16 protein-coding genes and 2 tRNA genes are annotated in these 16,141 nt (G+C 55.0%); 11 read left to right on the forward strand and 7 right to left on the reverse strand.

All coding sequences use genetic code 11. From position 1 onward, the window contains the following. The first annotated feature begins 183 nt into the window (after positions 1 to 183). Complete coding sequence (putP, locus tag KW829_RS08505; RefSeq protein WP_010429531.1) at positions 184 to 1,692, forward strand: sodium/proline symporter PutP; 1,509 nt, start codon at positions 184 to 186, stop codon at positions 1,690 to 1,692. 115 nt (positions 1,693 to 1,807) lie between these two features. After that, on the forward strand, positions 1,808 to 2,227 hold the full coding sequence (locus KW829_RS08510; protein WP_218308018.1) for a DUF3574 domain-containing protein: 420 nt from the start codon (positions 1,808 to 1,810) through the stop codon (positions 2,225 to 2,227). Positions 2,228 to 2,308: 81 nt separating this feature from the next. Here the strand turns inward: KW829_RS08510 and KW829_RS08515 are convergent, their stop codons facing one another. Further along, positions 2,309 to 3,493 (reverse strand): NupC/NupG family nucleoside CNT transporter, encoded by a 1,185-nt coding sequence (locus tag KW829_RS08515; protein WP_010429536.1) that lies wholly within the window; start codon positions 3,491 to 3,493, stop codon positions 2,309 to 2,311. Between the two features lie 251 nt (positions 3,494 to 3,744). Here KW829_RS08515 and efeU point away from each other — a divergent pair, with 251 nt between their 5' ends. The 4 genes from efeU (at position 3,745) to phoH (ending at position 8,323) form a co-directional block, all read left to right on the forward strand. Further along, positions 3,745 to 4,578, forward strand: a complete 834-nt coding sequence (efeU, locus tag KW829_RS08520) for an iron uptake transporter permease EfeU (RefSeq protein WP_042717954.1) — start codon at positions 3,745 to 3,747, stop codon at positions 4,576 to 4,578. Positions 4,579 to 4,618: 40 nt separating this feature from the next. Further along, entirely contained in the window at positions 4,619 to 5,746 is a 1,128-nt protein-coding gene (efeO, locus tag KW829_RS08525) for an iron uptake system protein EfeO (protein WP_218308019.1), read from the forward strand. A gap of 5 nt (positions 5,747 to 5,751) precedes the next feature. Then, on the forward strand, positions 5,752 to 7,035 hold the full coding sequence (gene efeB, locus KW829_RS08530; RefSeq protein ID WP_218308020.1) for an iron uptake transporter deferrochelatase/peroxidase subunit: 1,284 nt from the start codon (positions 5,752 to 5,754) through the stop codon (positions 7,033 to 7,035). Between the two features lie 499 nt (positions 7,036 to 7,534). Then, positions 7,535 to 8,323 (forward strand): phosphate starvation-inducible protein PhoH, encoded by a 789-nt coding sequence (gene phoH, locus KW829_RS08535; protein ID WP_024908976.1) that lies wholly within the window; start codon positions 7,535 to 7,537, stop codon positions 8,321 to 8,323. Positions 8,324 to 8,516: 193 nt separating this feature from the next. Here phoH and KW829_RS08540 read toward each other — a convergent pair. From KW829_RS08540 to KW829_RS08550, 3 genes are all read right to left on the reverse strand, one after another. Beyond that, positions 8,517 to 8,604, reverse strand: a tRNA-Ser gene (locus tag KW829_RS08540). Between the two features lie 137 nt (positions 8,605 to 8,741). Next, positions 8,742 to 9,419, reverse strand: coding sequence for an isochorismatase family protein (locus KW829_RS08545; RefSeq protein ID WP_218308021.1), 678 nt, complete (start codon positions 9,417 to 9,419; stop codon positions 8,742 to 8,744). A 26-nt stretch (positions 9,420 to 9,445) separates the two neighbouring features. After that, positions 9,446 to 10,306, reverse strand: a complete 861-nt coding sequence (locus KW829_RS08550) for a pirin family protein (RefSeq protein ID WP_218308022.1) — start codon at positions 10,304 to 10,306, stop codon at positions 9,446 to 9,448. A gap of 109 nt (positions 10,307 to 10,415) precedes the next feature. Between KW829_RS08550 and KW829_RS08555 the strand changes: the two genes are divergently transcribed. Next, complete coding sequence (locus tag KW829_RS08555) at positions 10,416 to 11,321, forward strand: LysR family transcriptional regulator (protein ID WP_218308023.1); 906 nt, start codon at positions 10,416 to 10,418, stop codon at positions 11,319 to 11,321. A gap of 240 nt (positions 11,322 to 11,561) precedes the next feature. Here KW829_RS08555 and KW829_RS08560 read toward each other — a convergent pair. After that, a tRNA-Ser gene (locus tag KW829_RS08560) sits at positions 11,562 to 11,649 on the reverse strand. A gap of 232 nt (positions 11,650 to 11,881) precedes the next feature. On the opposite strand from KW829_RS08560, the gene ghrA reads away from it, so the two are divergent. The 4 genes from ghrA (at position 11,882) to KW829_RS08580 (ending at position 14,795) form a co-directional block, all read left to right on the forward strand. Beyond that, complete coding sequence (gene ghrA, locus KW829_RS08565; RefSeq protein ID WP_218308024.1) at positions 11,882 to 12,820, forward strand: glyoxylate/hydroxypyruvate reductase GhrA; 939 nt, start codon at positions 11,882 to 11,884, stop codon at positions 12,818 to 12,820. A gap of 84 nt (positions 12,821 to 12,904) precedes the next feature. Beyond that, positions 12,905 to 13,642, forward strand: coding sequence for a phosphatase (locus KW829_RS08570; RefSeq protein WP_218308025.1), 738 nt, complete (start codon positions 12,905 to 12,907; stop codon positions 13,640 to 13,642). A gap of 19 nt (positions 13,643 to 13,661) precedes the next feature. Then, positions 13,662 to 14,216 carry a molecular chaperone gene (locus tag KW829_RS08575; protein ID WP_042719419.1) on the forward strand — a complete coding sequence of 185 codons (555 nt, stop codon included), beginning with the start codon at positions 13,662 to 13,664 and terminating at the stop codon, positions 14,214 to 14,216. 96 nt (positions 14,217 to 14,312) lie between these two features. Beyond that, the gene (locus KW829_RS08580; protein WP_218308026.1) at positions 14,313 to 14,795 is read left to right on the forward strand and encodes a DUF1097 domain-containing protein; all 483 of its coding nucleotides are present in this window, start codon (positions 14,313 to 14,315) and stop codon (positions 14,793 to 14,795) included. Between the two features lie 43 nt (positions 14,796 to 14,838). Here the strand turns inward: KW829_RS08580 and csgG are convergent, their stop codons facing one another. Then, complete coding sequence (gene csgG, locus KW829_RS08585) at positions 14,839 to 15,672, reverse strand: curli production assembly/transport protein CsgG (RefSeq protein WP_010429561.1); 834 nt, start codon at positions 15,670 to 15,672, stop codon at positions 14,839 to 14,841. 26 nt (positions 15,673 to 15,698) lie between these two features. After that, a complete protein-coding gene (csgF, locus tag KW829_RS08590; protein WP_010429564.1) occupies positions 15,699 to 16,115 on the reverse strand; it encodes a curli production assembly/transport protein CsgF in 417 nt (138 codons plus the stop codon). Positions 16,116 to 16,141: the final 26 nt, after the last annotated feature.

Genomic DNA, 16,141 nt, shown 5'->3' on the forward strand with positions numbered 1-16,141 from the left:
AGGAAACTCGTATCAAACCAGGGATGAAATTGATGTAAATGCAGTGTTAAATCGTTTGTCAGCGGGATGCGCATACGGCAGGATAGCGCGCCCAACAGAAACACAAGATACATTCACCTCGTTCCGGTGATCATATAACAAGGCAGCCCGGATGGTTGTCGCTCGACATTTTGGAGAATTTGAATGGCTATTAGCACACCGATGCTGGTGACATTTCTCGTTTATATATTTGGCATGATCCTGATAGGGTTTTTGGCATGGCGTTCAACAAAGAACTTTGACGACTACATTCTGGGCGGACGCAGTTTAGGCCCGATGGTGACCGCGCTCTCTGCGGGCGCTTCCGACATGAGCGGCTGGCTGTTGATGGGCCTGCCGGGCGCGATTTTCATCTCCGGTATCTCTGAAAGCTGGATCGCCATCGGTCTGACCGTCGGCGCGTGGATCAACTGGAAGCTGGTGGCAGGCCGTCTGCGCGTGCATACCGAGGCCAACAATAACGCCCTGACGCTGCCGGATTACTTCACCGGACGCTTTGAAGATAACAGCCGCGTTCTGCGCATTATCTCCGCGGTGGTTATTCTGCTGTTCTTCACCATCTACTGTGCCTCCGGCATCGTGGCCGGTGCGCGCCTGTTCGAAAGCACCTTCGGCATGAGCTATGAAACCGCTCTGTGGGCCGGTGCTGCGGCGACCATCCTCTATACCTTTGTGGGCGGTTTCCTGGCCGTGAGCTGGACCGACACCGTGCAGGCGAGCCTGATGATCTTCGCCCTGATCCTGACCCCGGTGATTGTGATTTTCACCGTTGGCGGCTTTGGTGATTCGCTGGAAGTGATCAAGCAGAAGAGCATTGAAAACGTCGACATGCTGAAAGGACTGAACTTCGTTGCCATCGTCTCCCTGATGGGCTGGGGCCTGGGCTACTTCGGTCAGCCGCACATTCTGGCGCGCTTTATGGCGGCGGATTCTCACCACACCATCGTTCATGCCCGTCGCATCAGCATGACGTGGATGATCCTGTGTCTGGCAGGGGCGTGTGCGGTCGGCTTCTTCGGTATCGCGTACTTCAACAACAACCCGGCGCAGGCGGGCGCGGTGAACCAGAACGCCGAGCGCGTGTTCATCGAGCTGGCGCAGATTCTGTTTAACCCGTGGATTGCCGGTATTCTCCTCTCTGCAATCCTGGCGGCGGTGATGTCCACCCTGAGCTGCCAGCTGCTGGTCTGCTCCAGTGCGATCACCGAAGACCTCTACAAAGCCTTCCTGCGTAAAAACGCGAGCCAGAAAGAGCTGGTCTGGGTAGGGCGCTTTATGGTGCTGGTGGTGGCGCTGATTGCCATCGCGCTGGCGGCCAACCCGAATAACCGCGTACTGGGTCTGGTGAGCTATGCCTGGGCGGGATTCGGTGCGGCATTTGGTCCGGTCGTGCTGTTCTCCGTCATGTGGTCACGTATGACCCGTAACGGTGCGCTGGCGGGGATGATCATCGGTGCGGTTACCGTTATCGTCTGGAAACAGTTCGCGTGGCTGGGTCTGTACGAAATCATTCCGGGCTTCATTTTCGGCAGTATCGGTATCGTGGTGTTCAGCCTGCTGGGTAAAGCACCGTCAGCCTCTATGCAGAAACGCTTTGCTGAAGCCGACGCGCACTACCACACTGCGCCACCGTCTAAACTTCAGGCAGAATAATTTTCCCACATAACACCGTAGGCCGGGTAAGCGCAAGCGCACCCGGCTTTTTTCTTGCCAAAATCCGTATTTTCCTGTGATATCCATGTGCTTATAACAATGAGGATAGCGAAGCATGACCATCAAAACAGGGGTAATGGCAGCGGCATTATTGATGCTGGCGGGCTGCAACGCGCCATCGCAACATGCGGCGGTAGAGACCTGCAAAGCGGATAACCTGATGCAGCAGACCACGCTCTATTTCGGACTGAATCGTCCGGCCGGGGCGCAGATTACCGGCAACGAATGGCAGCAGTTTGTTGACCAGGACGTGACGCCGCGTTTTCGCGATGGCTTAACGGTATTTGATGCGCGCGGGCAGTGGCTGGGGAACGACGGGAAAGTGGCGCGTGAGCCGAGCAAGGCATTGATGCTGATCCACGGTAAAGATGCGCAGAGCGAAAACAACATCGAGGCGTTACGCGGGATTTATAAATCACGCTTCGCGCAGGAGTCGGTGATGCGGGTCGACCTGCCGGTGTGCGTGCAGTTTTAATGAAAACGGCGGGATAACCCGCCGTTGTTGTATCGTAGGCCCGCGCAAGCGAAGCGCCGCCGGGCACAAACGGCACAAAACTTACAACACCAACCCCGCAAAGCTCGCCGACAGCAGGCTCACCAGCGTCGCGCCATACACCAGACGCAGACCAAACCGCGATACCACGTTGCCCTGCTGCTCGTTCAGGCCCTTAATCGCCCCGGCGACGATACCGATTGAGGCAAAGTTAGCAAACGACACCAGGAAGACGGACAAAATACCCAGCCCGCGAGGGGACATCTGATGGGCGATTTTTTGCAGCTCGATCATCGCCACAAATTCATTCGCCACCAGCTTGGTTGCCATAATACTGCCCGCGTTTAAGGCATCGCTCAGCGGGATCCCCACCAGCCAGGCCAGGGGATAAAACACATAGCCCAGGATCTGCTGGAAGCTCATGCCAAATACGCTGGAGAAGAGGGCGTTAACGGCGCTAATAAGCGCGATAAAGCCAATCAGCATCGCCAGAATAATCATCGCCACCTTAAAACCGGCCAGAATATACTCGCCGAGCATTTCAAAGAAGCTTTGCGATTCATGCAGCTTTTCGAGCTTGATATCCGGCTCCGCTTCCGGGCGCACCGGGTTGATGACGGAGAGAATAATAAAGGTGCTGAACATATTCAGAATAAGCGCCGCGACGACAAATTTGGCGTCGAGCATGGTCATATAGGCACCGACTATCGACAGGGAGACCGTCGACATGGCCGTGGCCGCCATGGTGAAGAGACGACGTGAGGAGAGATCGCCCAGCACGCCTTTGTAGGCAATGAAGTTTTCCGACTGACCGAGGATCAGCGAACTTACCGCGTTAAAGGATTCCAGCTTGCCCATACCGTTCAGTTTTGACAGCACTGTCCCGATGACGCGAATAAAAATTGGCAGGATCCGCCAGTGCTGAAGAATACCAATCAGTGCGGAAATAAAAATAATCGGACACAGTACGCCGAGGAAAATGAATGCCAGCCCTTTTTCACCCATTCCGCCAAAGACGAAATTCGTCCCTTCGGCCGCAAATTTAAGCAGCGATTCAAAGAAACCGGAGACATATTTAATAATAAACAGACCGCTTTCTGCGTGCAGGAAAAAGAATGCCAGCGCGATTTCGATAACAATCAGCTGTACAACAAAACGAATGCGAATTTTTCGGCGGTCGAAACTCACCAGCCAGGCAAGCGCAAGAATAATCACCAGCGCCAGCAGGAAATGGATAATCTTAAACATGGTTTATTTTCAGTTAGTTTTCGAGGTGGATATTTAGCCACAGCGCTGATTAACCGTAAATGGGCATTTTCGTTATAACTTATAAACGCAATCGTAACGGATGGAATTATTATCCTGCGATGCGGTTACAACTCGTCATCAAAAGGCCACATATTTCGCTTGTTTTTCTTCTTGCCGTAATGATAATCACTATCACAAGAATTTACCTTTCTTTGCATCAGTTGACCGCGATAAACATTTAAGGTGTCGGCATGTTTGTTCCATTTCTCATTATGTTACGTGAAGGCCTTGAAGCGGCCCTGATTGTCAGCCTTATCGCCAGCTATCTGAAGCGAACCCAGCGCGGACGCTGGATTGGCGTCATGTGGGTTGGCGTCTTCCTTGCCGCGGCGCTCTGCCTGGGCCTGGGTATCCTCATCAATGAAACCACCGGCGAATTCCCGCAGAAAGAACAAGAGCTTTTCGAAGGGATCGTCGCCGTGATTGCGGTGGTGATCCTCACCTGGATGGTGTTCTGGATGCGTAAAGTCTCCCGCAACGTGAAGGTGCAGCTGGAGCAGGCGGTAGACAATGCCCTGCAGAAGGGGAACAACCACGGCTGGGCGCTGATCCTGATGGTCTTTTTTGCCGTTGCGCGTGAGGGGCTGGAATCGGTCTTCTTCCTGCTGGCGGCCTTTCAACAGGATGTCGGTATCTGGCCGCCGGTTGGCGCGATGCTCGGGCTGGCAACCGCGGTTGTGCTGGGCTTTCTGCTCTACTGGGGCGGCATTCGTCTCAATCTGGGCGCCTTCTTCAAGTGGACCAGCCTGTTTATTCTGCTGGTGGCGGCAGGGCTGGCGGCAGGGGCGATACGTGCCTTCCACGAGGCGGGCCTGTGGAACCACTTCCAGGACGTGGCGTTCGATCTCAGCAACGTTCTCTCCACCCATTCACTGACCGGCACCCTGCTTGAAGGTATCTTCGGCTATCAGGAAACGCCGAGCGTCAGCGAAGTGGCGATGTACTTTATCTATCTGGTTCCGGCGCTGGTGCTGTTCGCTATGCCGCCGCGTACCGGCACCCAGGCGTCGCGCGTTGCGCCGTAATGTGTAATTTAGTTACAACATACTTTTAAAGGGAAGAGTCATGGCAATTCAGTTCCGTCGTAGTGCGTTATGCGCAGGCATTGCCGCGCTGTTCGCTTCTTCATTCTCTGCCTGGGGCGCTGATGTTCCTCAGGTCAAAGTGACCGTCAATGATAAACAGTGCGAGCCGATGACCATCACGGTCAACAGCGGCAAAACCCAGTTTATCATCCAGAACCACAGCCAGAAGGCGCTGGAGTGGGAGATCCTCAAAGGCGTAATGGTGGTGGAAGAGCGTGAGAACATCGCCCCAGGCTTCAGCCAGAAGATGACCGCCAACCTGCAGCCGGGTGAATACGACATGACCTGCGGCCTGCTGACCAATCCGAAAGGTAAGCTGATCGTCAAGGGCAACGCCACGAAGGATGCCGCGAAAGGCGAAGCGCTGCTGAGCCTGGGCGAGGCCATCACCGCCTATAAAGCCTACGTCACTAAAGAGACGGCGGACCTGGTTGCGGGCACCAAAGCCTTCACCGATGCGGTGAAAGCCGGGGATATCGAAAAAGCGAAATCCCTGTACGCGCCAACCCGTCAGCACTACGAGCGCATCGAGCCGATTGCCGAGCTGTTCTCTGACCTCGATGGGAGCATCGATGCCCGTGAGGACGATTACGAGCTGAAGGCCGCCGATCCGAAATTTACCGGCTTCCACCGACTGGAAAAAGCCCTGTTTGGCGACAACTCCACCAAAGGGATGGAGAAATACGCCGGGCAGCTGAACGGCGACGTGCTGGAGCTGCAAAAGCGCATCAGCGAGCTGGCCTTCCCGCCGTCGAAAGTGGTTGGCGGCGCGGCCGGTCTGATTGAAGAAGTGGCTGCAAGCAAAATCAGCGGTGAAGAAGATCGCTACAGCCACACCGACCTGTGGGACTTCCAGGCCAACGTCGACGGCGCGCAGAAAATTGTCGATCTGCTGCGTCCTCAACTGCAAAAAGAGAACAGCGAACTGCTGGCCAAAGTGGATGCCAACTTCAAAAAAGTCGACACCATCCTGGCGAAGTACCGCACCAAAGACGGGTTCGAAACCTATGACAAACTGACCGACGCTGACCGTAACGCGCTGAAAGGCCCGATTACTACCCTGGCGGAAGATCTCTCCCTGCTGCGCGGCGTTCTGGGTCTGGACTAAGCACGATGAACAAGCATGACGAGCACGACGTGGCGGAACCTTCCCGACGTCGTTTGTTAAAAGGGGTAGGGGCGCTGGGCGGCGCGCTTGCCCTGGCAGGCGGCTGCCCGGTGGCGCATGCGGCTAAACCGCAGAGTGCTCCCGGCACGCTGTCGCCGGATGCGCGCATGGAGACGCAGCCGTTTTATGGCGAGCATCAGGCGGGCATTCTGACGCCGCAGCAGGCCTCCATGATGCTGGTGGCGTTTGATTCGCTGGCCAGCGATAAAGCCGATCTGGTGCGTCTGTTCCGCCTGCTGACAACGCGTATTGCGTTTCTCACCGCGGGCGGTCCGGCACCGGAAACGCCAAATCCGCGTTTGCCGCCGATGGACTCCGGTATTCTCGGGGCGTTTATCGCCCCGGATAACCTGACCATTACCGTGTCGGTGGGCGAGTCGTTGTTTGATGAGCGCTACGGCCTGGCAAAACAGAAGCCGAAAGCGCTGCAAAAAATGACGCGCTTTCCAAATGATTCCCTCGACGCGGCGCTGTGCCACGGCGATCTGCTCCTGCAGATTTGCGCCAATACCCAGGACACGGTGATCCACGCCCTGCGCGATATCATCAAGCACACGCCGGATCTGCTGAGCGTGCGCTGGAAGCGGGAAGGGTTTATCTCTGACCATGCTGCCCGCAGCAAAGGCAAAGAGACGCCGGTGAACTTGCTAGGCTTTAAGGACGGCACGGCCAACCCGAACAGCAGCGATGCGGCACTGATGAAAGACGTGGTGTGGGTGACGGCGGATCAGGGCGAACCGGCATGGGCGGTGGGCGGCAGCTACCAGGCGGTACGCATTATTCAGTTCCACGTGGAGTTCTGGGACCGCACGCCGCTGAAAGAGCAGCAGACCATATTCGGCCGCGACAAGCAGAGCGGGGCGCCGCTGGGCATGAAGCACGAGCACGATGTGCCGGACTACGCGAGCGATCCTGACGGGAATACCATCGCGCTCGACAGCCATATTCGCCTTGCGAACCCGCGCACCAAAGAGACGCAGTCGAGCCTGATGATGCGTCGTGGCTACAGCTATTCGTTAGGCGTGACCAACTCTGGTCAGCTTGATATGGGGCTGCTGTTTGTCTGCTATCAGCACGATCTGGAGAAAGGGTTCCTCACCGTACAGAAGCGGTTAAACGGCGAAGCGCTGGAAGAGTATATTAAGCCCATCGGCGGCGGTTATTTCTTTGCCCTGCCTGGCCCGCGCGACCGGAACGCGTACCTCGCTCAAGGGCTGATCGAAGCCTGATAATCGTCCCTGCGATAGTTCGCGGGGACATTATTTTTTCATATGACTATCTTGTTGTTATATTTCTGTAATATTTCTATATAAGACTGAATCCACTGCAGGCGCAGTCTTAAAAGTTGCATTCAGGTAAAATAAATGTTGCATTTATGATAACTCCTGATGTACTTAAGATAAGACAGCGGTAGTTCCCGGCAGTGATGCTGAATCACTATGGAGATCGCGAATGGTTGGGTCCTGTACTGGACAAGGTAAACATAACAACCGCAGCACCCGGCGCGGAGGCTCAGACTCCGGCAGCGATTTCCTCACCACTAAATTCTCCCCTTCACCTCAAGAATCTGATTCCACCGACGTGCAGACTGGTGCGCGTAGCTATTCTGTATCGTCATCCGGTAAAGCAAGCAATGGCTTACAAGGAAGCCAACCCTCTGATGTTCGTGCGCATAATCGTGCCGAAGCTGGCGCGTGTGATGAATACCAACAACTCAAGGTGCTATCCATGGGAAGACAAAAAGCAGTGATCAAAGCTCGTCGCGAAGCAAAACGTGTGCTGAGACGGGATTCACGTAGCCATAAACAGCGTGAAGAAGAATCGGTCACCTCGCTTGTGCAGATGAGTGGCGTAGAAGCAATTGGCATGGCCCGAGACAGCCGTGATAATTCTCCAATTGTTGCGCGCAATGAGGCTCAGGCGCACTACCTGAATGCTATCGAGAGTAAACAGCTCATCTTTGCAACCGGTGAAGCCGGATGCGGGAAAACCTGGATTAGTGCAGCCAAAGCGGCGGAAGCGCTGATCCATAAGGACGTGGAGCGCATTATTGTTACCCGTCCGGTACTGCAAGCTGATGAAGATCTCGGCTTCTTGCCCGGAGATATTTCGGAGAAGTTTGCCCCGTACTTCAGGCCCGTTTATGACGTGCTGGTGAAGCGACTGGGTGCATCCTTTATGCAGTACTGCCTGCGACCAGAGATTGGCAAGGTGGAAATCGCGCCGTTCGCCTATATGCGCGGACGTACATTTGAAAATGCGGTCGTTATTCTTGACGAGGCTCAGAACGTGACCGCTGCGCAAATGAAAATGTTCTTAACGCGCCTCGGGGAAAATGTGACGGTTATCGTTAACGGCGATATTACCCAGTGTGACCTGCCGTCCGGCGTGAAATCCGGATTAAGCGACGCCATGTCACGTTTTGAGGAAGATGAGATGATTGGGGTGGTACGCTTCACCAAAGAGGACTGCGTGCGTTCGGCGCTCTGCCAGCGCACGCTGCAAGCGTATTATTGAGTTTGCTGTTGTGTTCAAGGCCCGGGAAACCGGGCTTTGTTTTTTGTGCGGGCTTTTTGTCGGGTGGCGCTACGCTTACCCGACCTACAATACCCGTAGGCCGGGTAGGCGCAGGGAGTTTCAAGGTTCGAATCCCTTGGTGCGATCCAAAAGAAAAAAGCCCGTACTTTCGTACGAGCTCTCATCTCGAATATGGCGGTGAGGGGGGGATTCGAACCCCCGATACGTTGCCGTATACACACTTTCCAGGCGTGCTCCTTCAGCCACTCGGACACCTCACCATATTGTTTTGCTGCCTGACCGCTTGGGGGGCAACGGGGCGCTACTATAGGGAGTTGCGCTAAAACGGTCAAGCAGATTTTCTGTATTCGTGTGCGTTCGGTTAAGCCTTAATCAGCTCTTGTCGCAGCACGGGTTATTAACGCTGTGAATCGAGCACTTCGCTGTTTTTCACCACTTCCTGTACTTTGCTGTAGCTTTCGATCAACAGCTGATAAGCAGGGAAGATGTGGGTGTATACCTCAGCCCACTCAGCCGCGTCTTCACGATTCCATGTCCGCTGGATCTCAGAAGCCACAGCCGCCGTATCCATTGGCACCACGCCAGCCTGCACAACACGCGCCAGGGTGATTTCCTGGGCCATCTTGCTGTAGGTGCCGGAGGCATCAATCACCGCAAATACTTTATACCCATCTGCAACTGCGCTGATTGACGGGAAGGCCATGCAGACGCTGGTGATAGTGCCCGCGATGATCAACGTCTTACGTCCGGTCGCTTTCACTGACGCAACAAACTCCGGGTTGTCCCAGGCGTTGATTTCACCTCTACGGGCAACATATTGTGCATGCGGCGCGTTAGCGTGGATCTCCGGGATCAGCGGTCCGTTCGGCCCCTGTGGTACGGACGCCGTAGTGATAACCGGGATCTTCGCCAGGGTAGCGATTTTCGCTAACGCCGCGGCACGAGCACGCAGCTCTGGCATTGGCATGTCACCAACGGTCTGGAACAGACCGCTCTGGTGATCGATAAGCAACATCACTGCATCGTTAACATCAATGACCGGACGTGCTCCATTAAAATTGGCAGGTATGGACATGTTCTTCTCCTTTATTACAATTACGATCAGATCTGGCCGAAGCGGCCGGAGTTGAAATCACGAATAGCTTCCGCGATCTCGGTTTTAGTGTTCATCACAAACGGGCCATAGCCGACGATGGGTTCATTGAGCGGCGCGCCGGCCATCAGCAGCACTTTGGCATCGCTGCTTGCCTCAAGGTGCAGTTTGTCGCCTTCCTGACTCAGCACCACCAACTGGGTTTCTCCCGCCGGAGCAGTGCCGTTCACCGTAACGTGACCTTCCAGCACCACCAGCGCCGTGCTCCAGCCCTCCGGCTGAGCGAGCGTAAGATGGCTTCCCTGATTAAGGGCAAGATCCCAGACGTTCAGCGGCGAAAAGGTGTGCGCAGGGCCGGTAATATCGTCGTAGCGTCCGGCGATAACCCGCACCGTTCCGCTGTTGTCCGGTAGTGCCACAACCGGGATGTCGCTTTTGGTGATGCTCTGGTAGCCCGGCGTCGCCATTTTGTCTTTGGCTGGCAGGTTGACCCAAAGCTGCATCATTTTCAGTTCGCCGCCTTTCCGCGAGAACGCGCTGGAGTGGAACTCCTCGTGCAGGATGCCTGCACCTGCCGTCATCCACTGCACGTCGCCGGGGCCAATGACGCCACCTTTACCCGTGGAGTCGCGATGCTCCACTTCACCGGAATAGACGATGGTGACCGTTTCAAAACCCCGGTGAGGGTGTTGGCCTACGCCGCGTTTCGTCCCATCTGCCGGAAAGGTGTACGGACCTGCGTAGTCCAGCAGCAGGAACGGACTCAGCGGCTCGCCGTGGGTTTGATAAGAAAACATCGAACGAACCGGGAAACCATCGCCAACCCAGTGCTGGCGGGGAGCGGTATAAACGCCTGTTACGTTTTTCATGATTAACTCCTGATGTTCTGTTGATGTAATTAGCTTATATTCAGAGTTAATATCCCGGTAGATAGTGAAAATGGCATTCACTGTTCCGAAAATAGAACGATGGGGTTTTATGCAGGATCTCAATGACTTTGTCTGGTTTGTGAAGGTGGTCGAGCATGGTGGGTTTGCGGCGGCGGGAAGGGCGTTAGACCAACCCAAGTCCAAACTGAGCCGCAGGATTGCGCAGCTGGAAGAGCGGCTTGGCGTGCGGTTGATACAGCGCACTACGCGGCAGTTTACGGTGACGGAAGTGGGGCAGACCTTCTATCAGCACTGTAAGGCAATGCTGATAGAAGCAGAAGCGGCAGAGGAGGCCGTTGCTGCGCTGCAGGCTGAGCCGCGCGGCGTCGTCAGGATCACCTGTCCCGTCACGTTACTGCACGTCCACGTAGGACCGATGCTGGCGCGGTTTATGGCGCGCTACCCCGGGATTAATCTCCAGCTTGAGGCCACCAATCGGCGGGTCGATCTTGTTGGCGAAGGCATTGATGTGGCGATCCGTGTGCGTCCGCGTCCGTTTGATGACAGCGATCTGGTCTTAAGGGTGCTGGCTGACAGGGGGCATTGCCTGGTGGCGAGTCAGCAGTTGATTGAACGTATGGGTAAACCTCGAATGCCTTCTGAGCTCAGTGAATGGCCTGGTTTAAGTATGGGGGCCGGTAAACAGGTGCATAAATGGGATCTCAGTGGTCCAGAGGGAGCGAAAGCGGAGATCCACTACGCACCGCGCTTTATTACCACCGACATGCTGGCGCTGCGGGAAGCGGCGATGGCGGGCGTGGGCGTTGTGCAGTTGCCGATATTGATGGTGAAGGATCAGCTTGCGTCAGGGGAACTGGTACGGGTGCTGGACGCGTGGGAACCCCGACGGGAAGTGATTCACGCGGTTTATCCTTCGCGGCGCGGCATGCTGCCGTCGGTCAGGACGCTGGTAGATTTTCTGACCGAGGAGTATGCGCGGATGGTGGAAGAGTAGTACTTCCCTCTCCCCTGGGGAGAGGGGCAGGGTGAGGGGCTCAGGCCGCACCGAGCTGCAGATACCACCGGGGGGATTGACTCGCTTCGCTCGCCCTGCGGGCAGCCTGTTCGCTGCGCTCTCAGTCTGTCCAACTGGCTGTCGCCAGTTGTCGAACCCCGGTCGGGGATTCTCATCCCCCCTTTCGGAGAATATAAAAGAAAAAAGCCCGTACTTTCGTACGAGCTCTCATCTTAAATATGGCGGTGAGGGGGGGATTCGAACCCCCGATACGTTGCCGTATACACACTTTCCAGGCGTGCTCCTTCAGCCACTCGGACACCTCACCATATTGTCATCCCGTTGTTGCCGGGACGGGCGCTAATGTAAGGAAAAGCCGAACTGGCGTCAACTCACTTTTTCAGTAATTTAGCGTATTTAGACAAACTTCAAGCAACCTGATTCCTAAATGTGCATAAAGCGCCTCTTTTATCAGCAACGCGGTTTCCTGATAAATTTGTTATGCTGGCAATCCACTTGAAAATGAAAACAAAACAGCGCACTAAAAGGCAGGAATGACCATGGATATTCTCTTCTATCACCCTACATTTGATACCGCTTACTGGATTGACGCACTTTCGGCGGCGCTGCCCGGCGCACGCGTACGCGAGTGGAGGCGTGGCGATAATGAACATGCCGACTATGCGCTGGTCTGGCACCCGCCGGTTGAGATGCTGCAGGGCCGCAAGCTGAAGGCGGTTTTCGCCCTGGGTGCGGGGGTTGATTCGATCCTCAGTAAACTGAAAGCGCATCCAGAAATGCTGCCTGACAATATTCCGCTGTTCCGTCTTGAAGATACGGGAATGGGCCAGCAGATGCAGGAGTATGCCGTGAGCCAGGTGCTGCACTGGTTCCGCCGCTTTGACGATTATCAGGCCTTTAAACAGCAATCCCACTGGGAGCCGCTGCCGGATTATCGACATGAAGATTTTACCGTTGGGATCCTCGGCGCGGGTGTGCTCGGCTCAAAAGTGGCAGAAGCACTCGCTCCGTGGGGCTTCCCGCTACGTTGCTGGAGCCGCAGCCGTAAGGATTATCCGGGCGTTGAGAGTTTTGCCGGAACGGATGAGCTTCCTGCGTTCCTGAAAGGGACTCGCGTGCTTATCAACCTGCTGCCGAATACCGCCGAAACGGTGGGCATTATCAATAGCACTCTCCTGAACCAGTTAGCCGAGCAGAGCTATTTGATGAACCTCGCGCGCGGGGTCCATGTCGTGGAGGGCGATCTGCTGAACGCGCTGGAAAGCGGAAAGCTCAAAGGTGCCATGCTGGACGTTTACAGCCGTGAGCCACTGCCAGCGGAAAGCCCGCTGTGGGCGCACCCGCGCGTCGCGATGACGCCACACGTGGCTGCCGTGACGCGTCCGGCAGAAGCGGTGGCGTATATATCCCATACCATCAGCGAATTGGAAAAGGGTAACGCGGTCACCGGGCAGGTCGACAGACAGCGCGGCTACTAACGGAAACCCGGCGTTCGCCGGGTTTTTGCTAATATTCGCCGCTGATAACTGCTATCCTTTGGAAAAACCGCAGAGGAGAGAAAGATGTATCCCGTAGACCTGCATATGCACACCGTCGCCAGCACCCACGCGTATAGTAACCTCCATGATTATATCGCCCAGGCAAAGCTCAAGGGCATCAAGCTTTTTGCGATTACCGATCATGGCCCGGATATGGCGGATGCGCCGCACTACTGGCATTTTGTGAATATGCGGATTTGGCCACGTCTGGTGGACGGTATCGGGATACTGCGCGGCATTGAGGCGAACATCAAAAATACCGACGGTGAGATCGACTGCACCGGCCCGATGCTGACCTCTCTTGACCTTATCCTTGCCGGTTTCCATGAGCCGGTCTTTGCGCCTCAGGATAAAGAGACCAACACCGCGGCGATGATTGCCACCATTGCCAGCGGCAATGTGCACATTATCAGCCACCCCGGTAACCCGAAGTATCCGATTGATATTCAGGCTGTCGCGCAGGCGGCAGCGAAACACCGCGTGGCGCTGGAGATTAATAACTCCTCCTTTGTTCACTCGCGTAAGGGCAGTGAAGCCAACTGTCGCGAAGTGGCTGCCGCCGTGCGTGATGCGGGGGGAATGGTGGCGCTGGGGTCCGATTCTCATACCGCGTTTACGCTGGGTGATTTCAGTGAGTGTATGAAAGTATTAAATGACGTTGGTTTCCCGGAAGCGCAAATCCTGAACGTGACGCCACGCCGCATGCTCGATTTCCTCGAGTCGCGCGGAATGGAGCCGATTGCCGAATTTGCCGATCTTTAATTGTGTAATGGAATAAAAAATGAACGAGTTCTCCATCCTTTGCCGCGTGCTGGGTACGCTCTATTATCGCCAGCCGCAAGACCCGCTGTTGGTTCCGCTTTTCACGCTGATCCGTGAAGGCAAGCTGGCGCAGAACTGGCCGCTGGAACAGGATGATTTGCTGGAACGTCTGCAAAAAAGCTGCGACATGCAGCAGATTTCAACGGATTACAATGCGCTGTTCGTCGGTGACGAGTGCCGTGTTTCGCCGTACCGTTCAGCCTGGCAGGAAGGGGCGACGGAAGCAGAAGTGCGTGCGTTTCTCTCTGAGCGCGGGATGCCGTTGAGCGATACGCCAGCCGATCACATCGGTACGCTGCTGCTTGCGGCCTCCTGGCTCGAAGACAACGCCGGTGATGACGAAAATGAAGCCATCGAAACCCTGTTCGAAACGTACCTGCTGCCGTGGGTTGGGACGTTCCTGGGTAAAGTCGAAGCCCATGCCACCTCGCCATTCTGGAGAACCCTGGCACCGCTGACGCGTGATGCGATTGCTGCGATGTGGGATGAACTCGAAGAAGAGAATGAAGAGTGATTTAGATCACAAAAATCCTGCAACGATACATTTCAACTTGCACATAGTGTGCTTCTGATCGCATTTCTATGGCGCGCTTCTGCTAAGATGCGCGCCATGAACATATTACTTTGTATTGCACTGACAACAGGCATTCTCTCCGGTATCTGGGGATGGGTGGCCGTGTCTCTCGGATTGCTCAGCTGGGCCGGGTTCCTCGGCTGCACCGCCTATTTCGCCTGCCCGCAGGGTGGCGTCAAAGGGCTATTCATCTCCGGATGTACCCTGATGAGCGGTGTGATTTGGGCGCTGGTGATCATGAAGGGCAGCGCGCTGGCGCCTCACCTGGAGATCCTGGGCTATGTTATAACGGGCGTGGTCGCATTTTTAATGTGCGTTCAGGCAAAGCATTTGCTGTTGTCGTTCGTACCGGGCACGTTCATGGGGGCCTGCGCGACCTTTGCAGGGCAGGGGGACTGGAAGCTGGTCGTTCCCTCGCTGGCGCTGGGACTTCTCTTCGGCTATGCCATGAAAAACAGCGGCCTGTGGCTGGCAGCGCGGCGAGAAAAAGCGCAAAACATCACTGCGGTGAGTGAATAAAAAAAGGCGAGACAGGGATCTCGCCTTTTTTATGCGCTTTCGATCAGGATTCCGGCGGCACCGACATATCGCGGTATTTTACCAGTACCGGGTTTTGCGCTTCTGATTTGTTCTGCAGATCCCACAGCCCGCGATCAATACCATCGTTAATCAGGAAGATAACCCCGGTTTCGATAGCCGACATCAGACACAGCATCACCGGTTCATTAGAGGTATACCCAATTTCACCCTCCAGCAAACGCTGGTAGTCGATAAAGCGGAATACCCCGGCCTGAACTTCATACGAGAGAATGGTTTTGCTGGTGTTCACGGAGGATAAGATCTCACCCGTGCTCACGTTAACCACGCGCAGGTTGACGGCAATCTGGTCGAGTTGATACTGGGTGTCAGCACCGATACCGAAGTAACGCGCACCTGCTCCCCCCGATTTCACGTTACTTTCGTAACCGATAATCGAGCCTTCCACCATGATATTGGCCGCGGTAAGCGACTGAAGTGGCATTCGATTATTCACGCCAACAGTTCCGTTTTCCTGTGCGGCGCGGATGATTTTTCGTTCATTCAGCAGGTTTTGCAATCCCTGGCGTTCCAGAGGAATAAACCAGCGTGAATCCTTCAGGGCAGTGACCAGCATGGCGGTTGCACTCTGCGGCACGGCCGTAGAGAAGTTACTTGCCGGATACGGTTTAAACTGTCCTGTTTCATCCTGAATGTTATATACCGAGACAAATATCTTACCGGTTGGTGTCGGCAGATGGGTTAAATCGCGGTAGCTTTGTGCCCGAGGCATTAATGTTGGCTTAGCGGCTTCTTTGGGTGGAGCAGTTAAACAACCGCTCAATAAGCACACTGCAACAATGATCAAAAAGCGCTGCATGATAATTGTCCTTATTTTGGGGTTGTTTAAAAATCAGTCGAACTGGTTTGCAAACCCGACACCTGGATTGTCGATGTTTTTCCGGTTTTGCGATCCGTTACGTTCAACTGAAGCTGCCCATCTTTGTTGGCGATATCGACGATAAAGTCGTTAGTCACCATGCGGCCGGGTTTACCGGTATTAATATTGGTTAATAAGCCACCTAATATTTGCGACTGGATGGCCTGGGTGAAGTTATCCAGCGCTGACGGGGTTTCGATACCGAAATCGTCGTCAAAGCTTGGGTCTTTGTAAGAGTTTTGAGCCTGGGCTTCGTTAAGCATGAATGCCCCGTTGTTCGGGTTGCCGCCAAAATTAGGGTTGCGGAACTGGAAGGTCATATTCCCGGCCCAGCTTAGCGGTGCAATGAGCATTAACGAAATCACTGTGTGTGCGAGACGCATTACAGCCTCCGAAATAAGTATCGTTG

Source organism: Enterobacter sp. ENT02, assembly GCF_019219165.1.
Lineage (GTDB): Bacteria > Pseudomonadota > Gammaproteobacteria > Enterobacterales > Enterobacteriaceae > Enterobacter > Enterobacter mori.

Bases quoted from the DNA above. Each gene is read 5' to 3' on its own strand.
- KW829_RS08545 (WP_218308021.1), bottom strand. From the start codon at position 9,419: ATGTCCATACCTGCCAATTTTAATGGAGCACGTCCGGTCATTGATGTT.
- putP (WP_010429531.1), top strand. From the start codon at position 184: ATGGCTATTAGCACACCGATGCTGGTGACATTTCTCGTTTATATATTT.
- csgF (WP_010429564.1), bottom strand. From the start codon at position 16,115: ATGCGTCTCGCACACACAGTGATTTCGTTAATGCTCATTGCACCGCTA.
- KW829_RS08570 (WP_218308025.1), top strand. From the start codon at position 12,905: ATGTATCCCGTAGACCTGCATATGCACACCGTCGCCAGCACCCACGCG.
- KW829_RS08555 (WP_218308023.1), top strand. From the start codon at position 10,416: ATGCAGGATCTCAATGACTTTGTCTGGTTTGTGAAGGTGGTCGAGCAT.
- phoH (WP_024908976.1), top strand. From the start codon at position 7,535: ATGGGAAGACAAAAAGCAGTGATCAAAGCTCGTCGCGAAGCAAAACGT.
- efeU (WP_042717954.1), top strand. From the start codon at position 3,745: ATGTTTGTTCCATTTCTCATTATGTTACGTGAAGGCCTTGAAGCGGCC.
- ghrA (WP_218308024.1), top strand. From the start codon at position 11,882: ATGGATATTCTCTTCTATCACCCTACATTTGATACCGCTTACTGGATT.
- csgG (WP_010429561.1), bottom strand. From the start codon at position 15,672: ATGCAGCGCTTTTTGATCATTGTTGCAGTGTGCTTATTGAGCGGTTGT.
- KW829_RS08510 (WP_218308018.1), top strand. From the start codon at position 1,808: ATGACCATCAAAACAGGGGTAATGGCAGCGGCATTATTGATGCTGGCG.
- KW829_RS08550 (WP_218308022.1), bottom strand. From the start codon at position 10,306: ATGAAAAACGTAACAGGCGTTTATACCGCTCCCCGCCAGCACTGGGTT.
- KW829_RS08515 (WP_010429536.1), bottom strand. From the start codon at position 3,493: ATGTTTAAGATTATCCATTTCCTGCTGGCGCTGGTGATTATTCTTGCG.
- KW829_RS08575 (WP_042719419.1), top strand. From the start codon at position 13,662: ATGAACGAGTTCTCCATCCTTTGCCGCGTGCTGGGTACGCTCTATTAT.
- KW829_RS08580 (WP_218308026.1), top strand. From the start codon at position 14,313: ATGAACATATTACTTTGTATTGCACTGACAACAGGCATTCTCTCCGGT.
- efeO (WP_218308019.1), top strand. From the start codon at position 4,619: ATGGCAATTCAGTTCCGTCGTAGTGCGTTATGCGCAGGCATTGCCGCG.
- efeB (WP_218308020.1), top strand. From the start codon at position 5,752: ATGAACAAGCATGACGAGCACGACGTGGCGGAACCTTCCCGACGTCGT.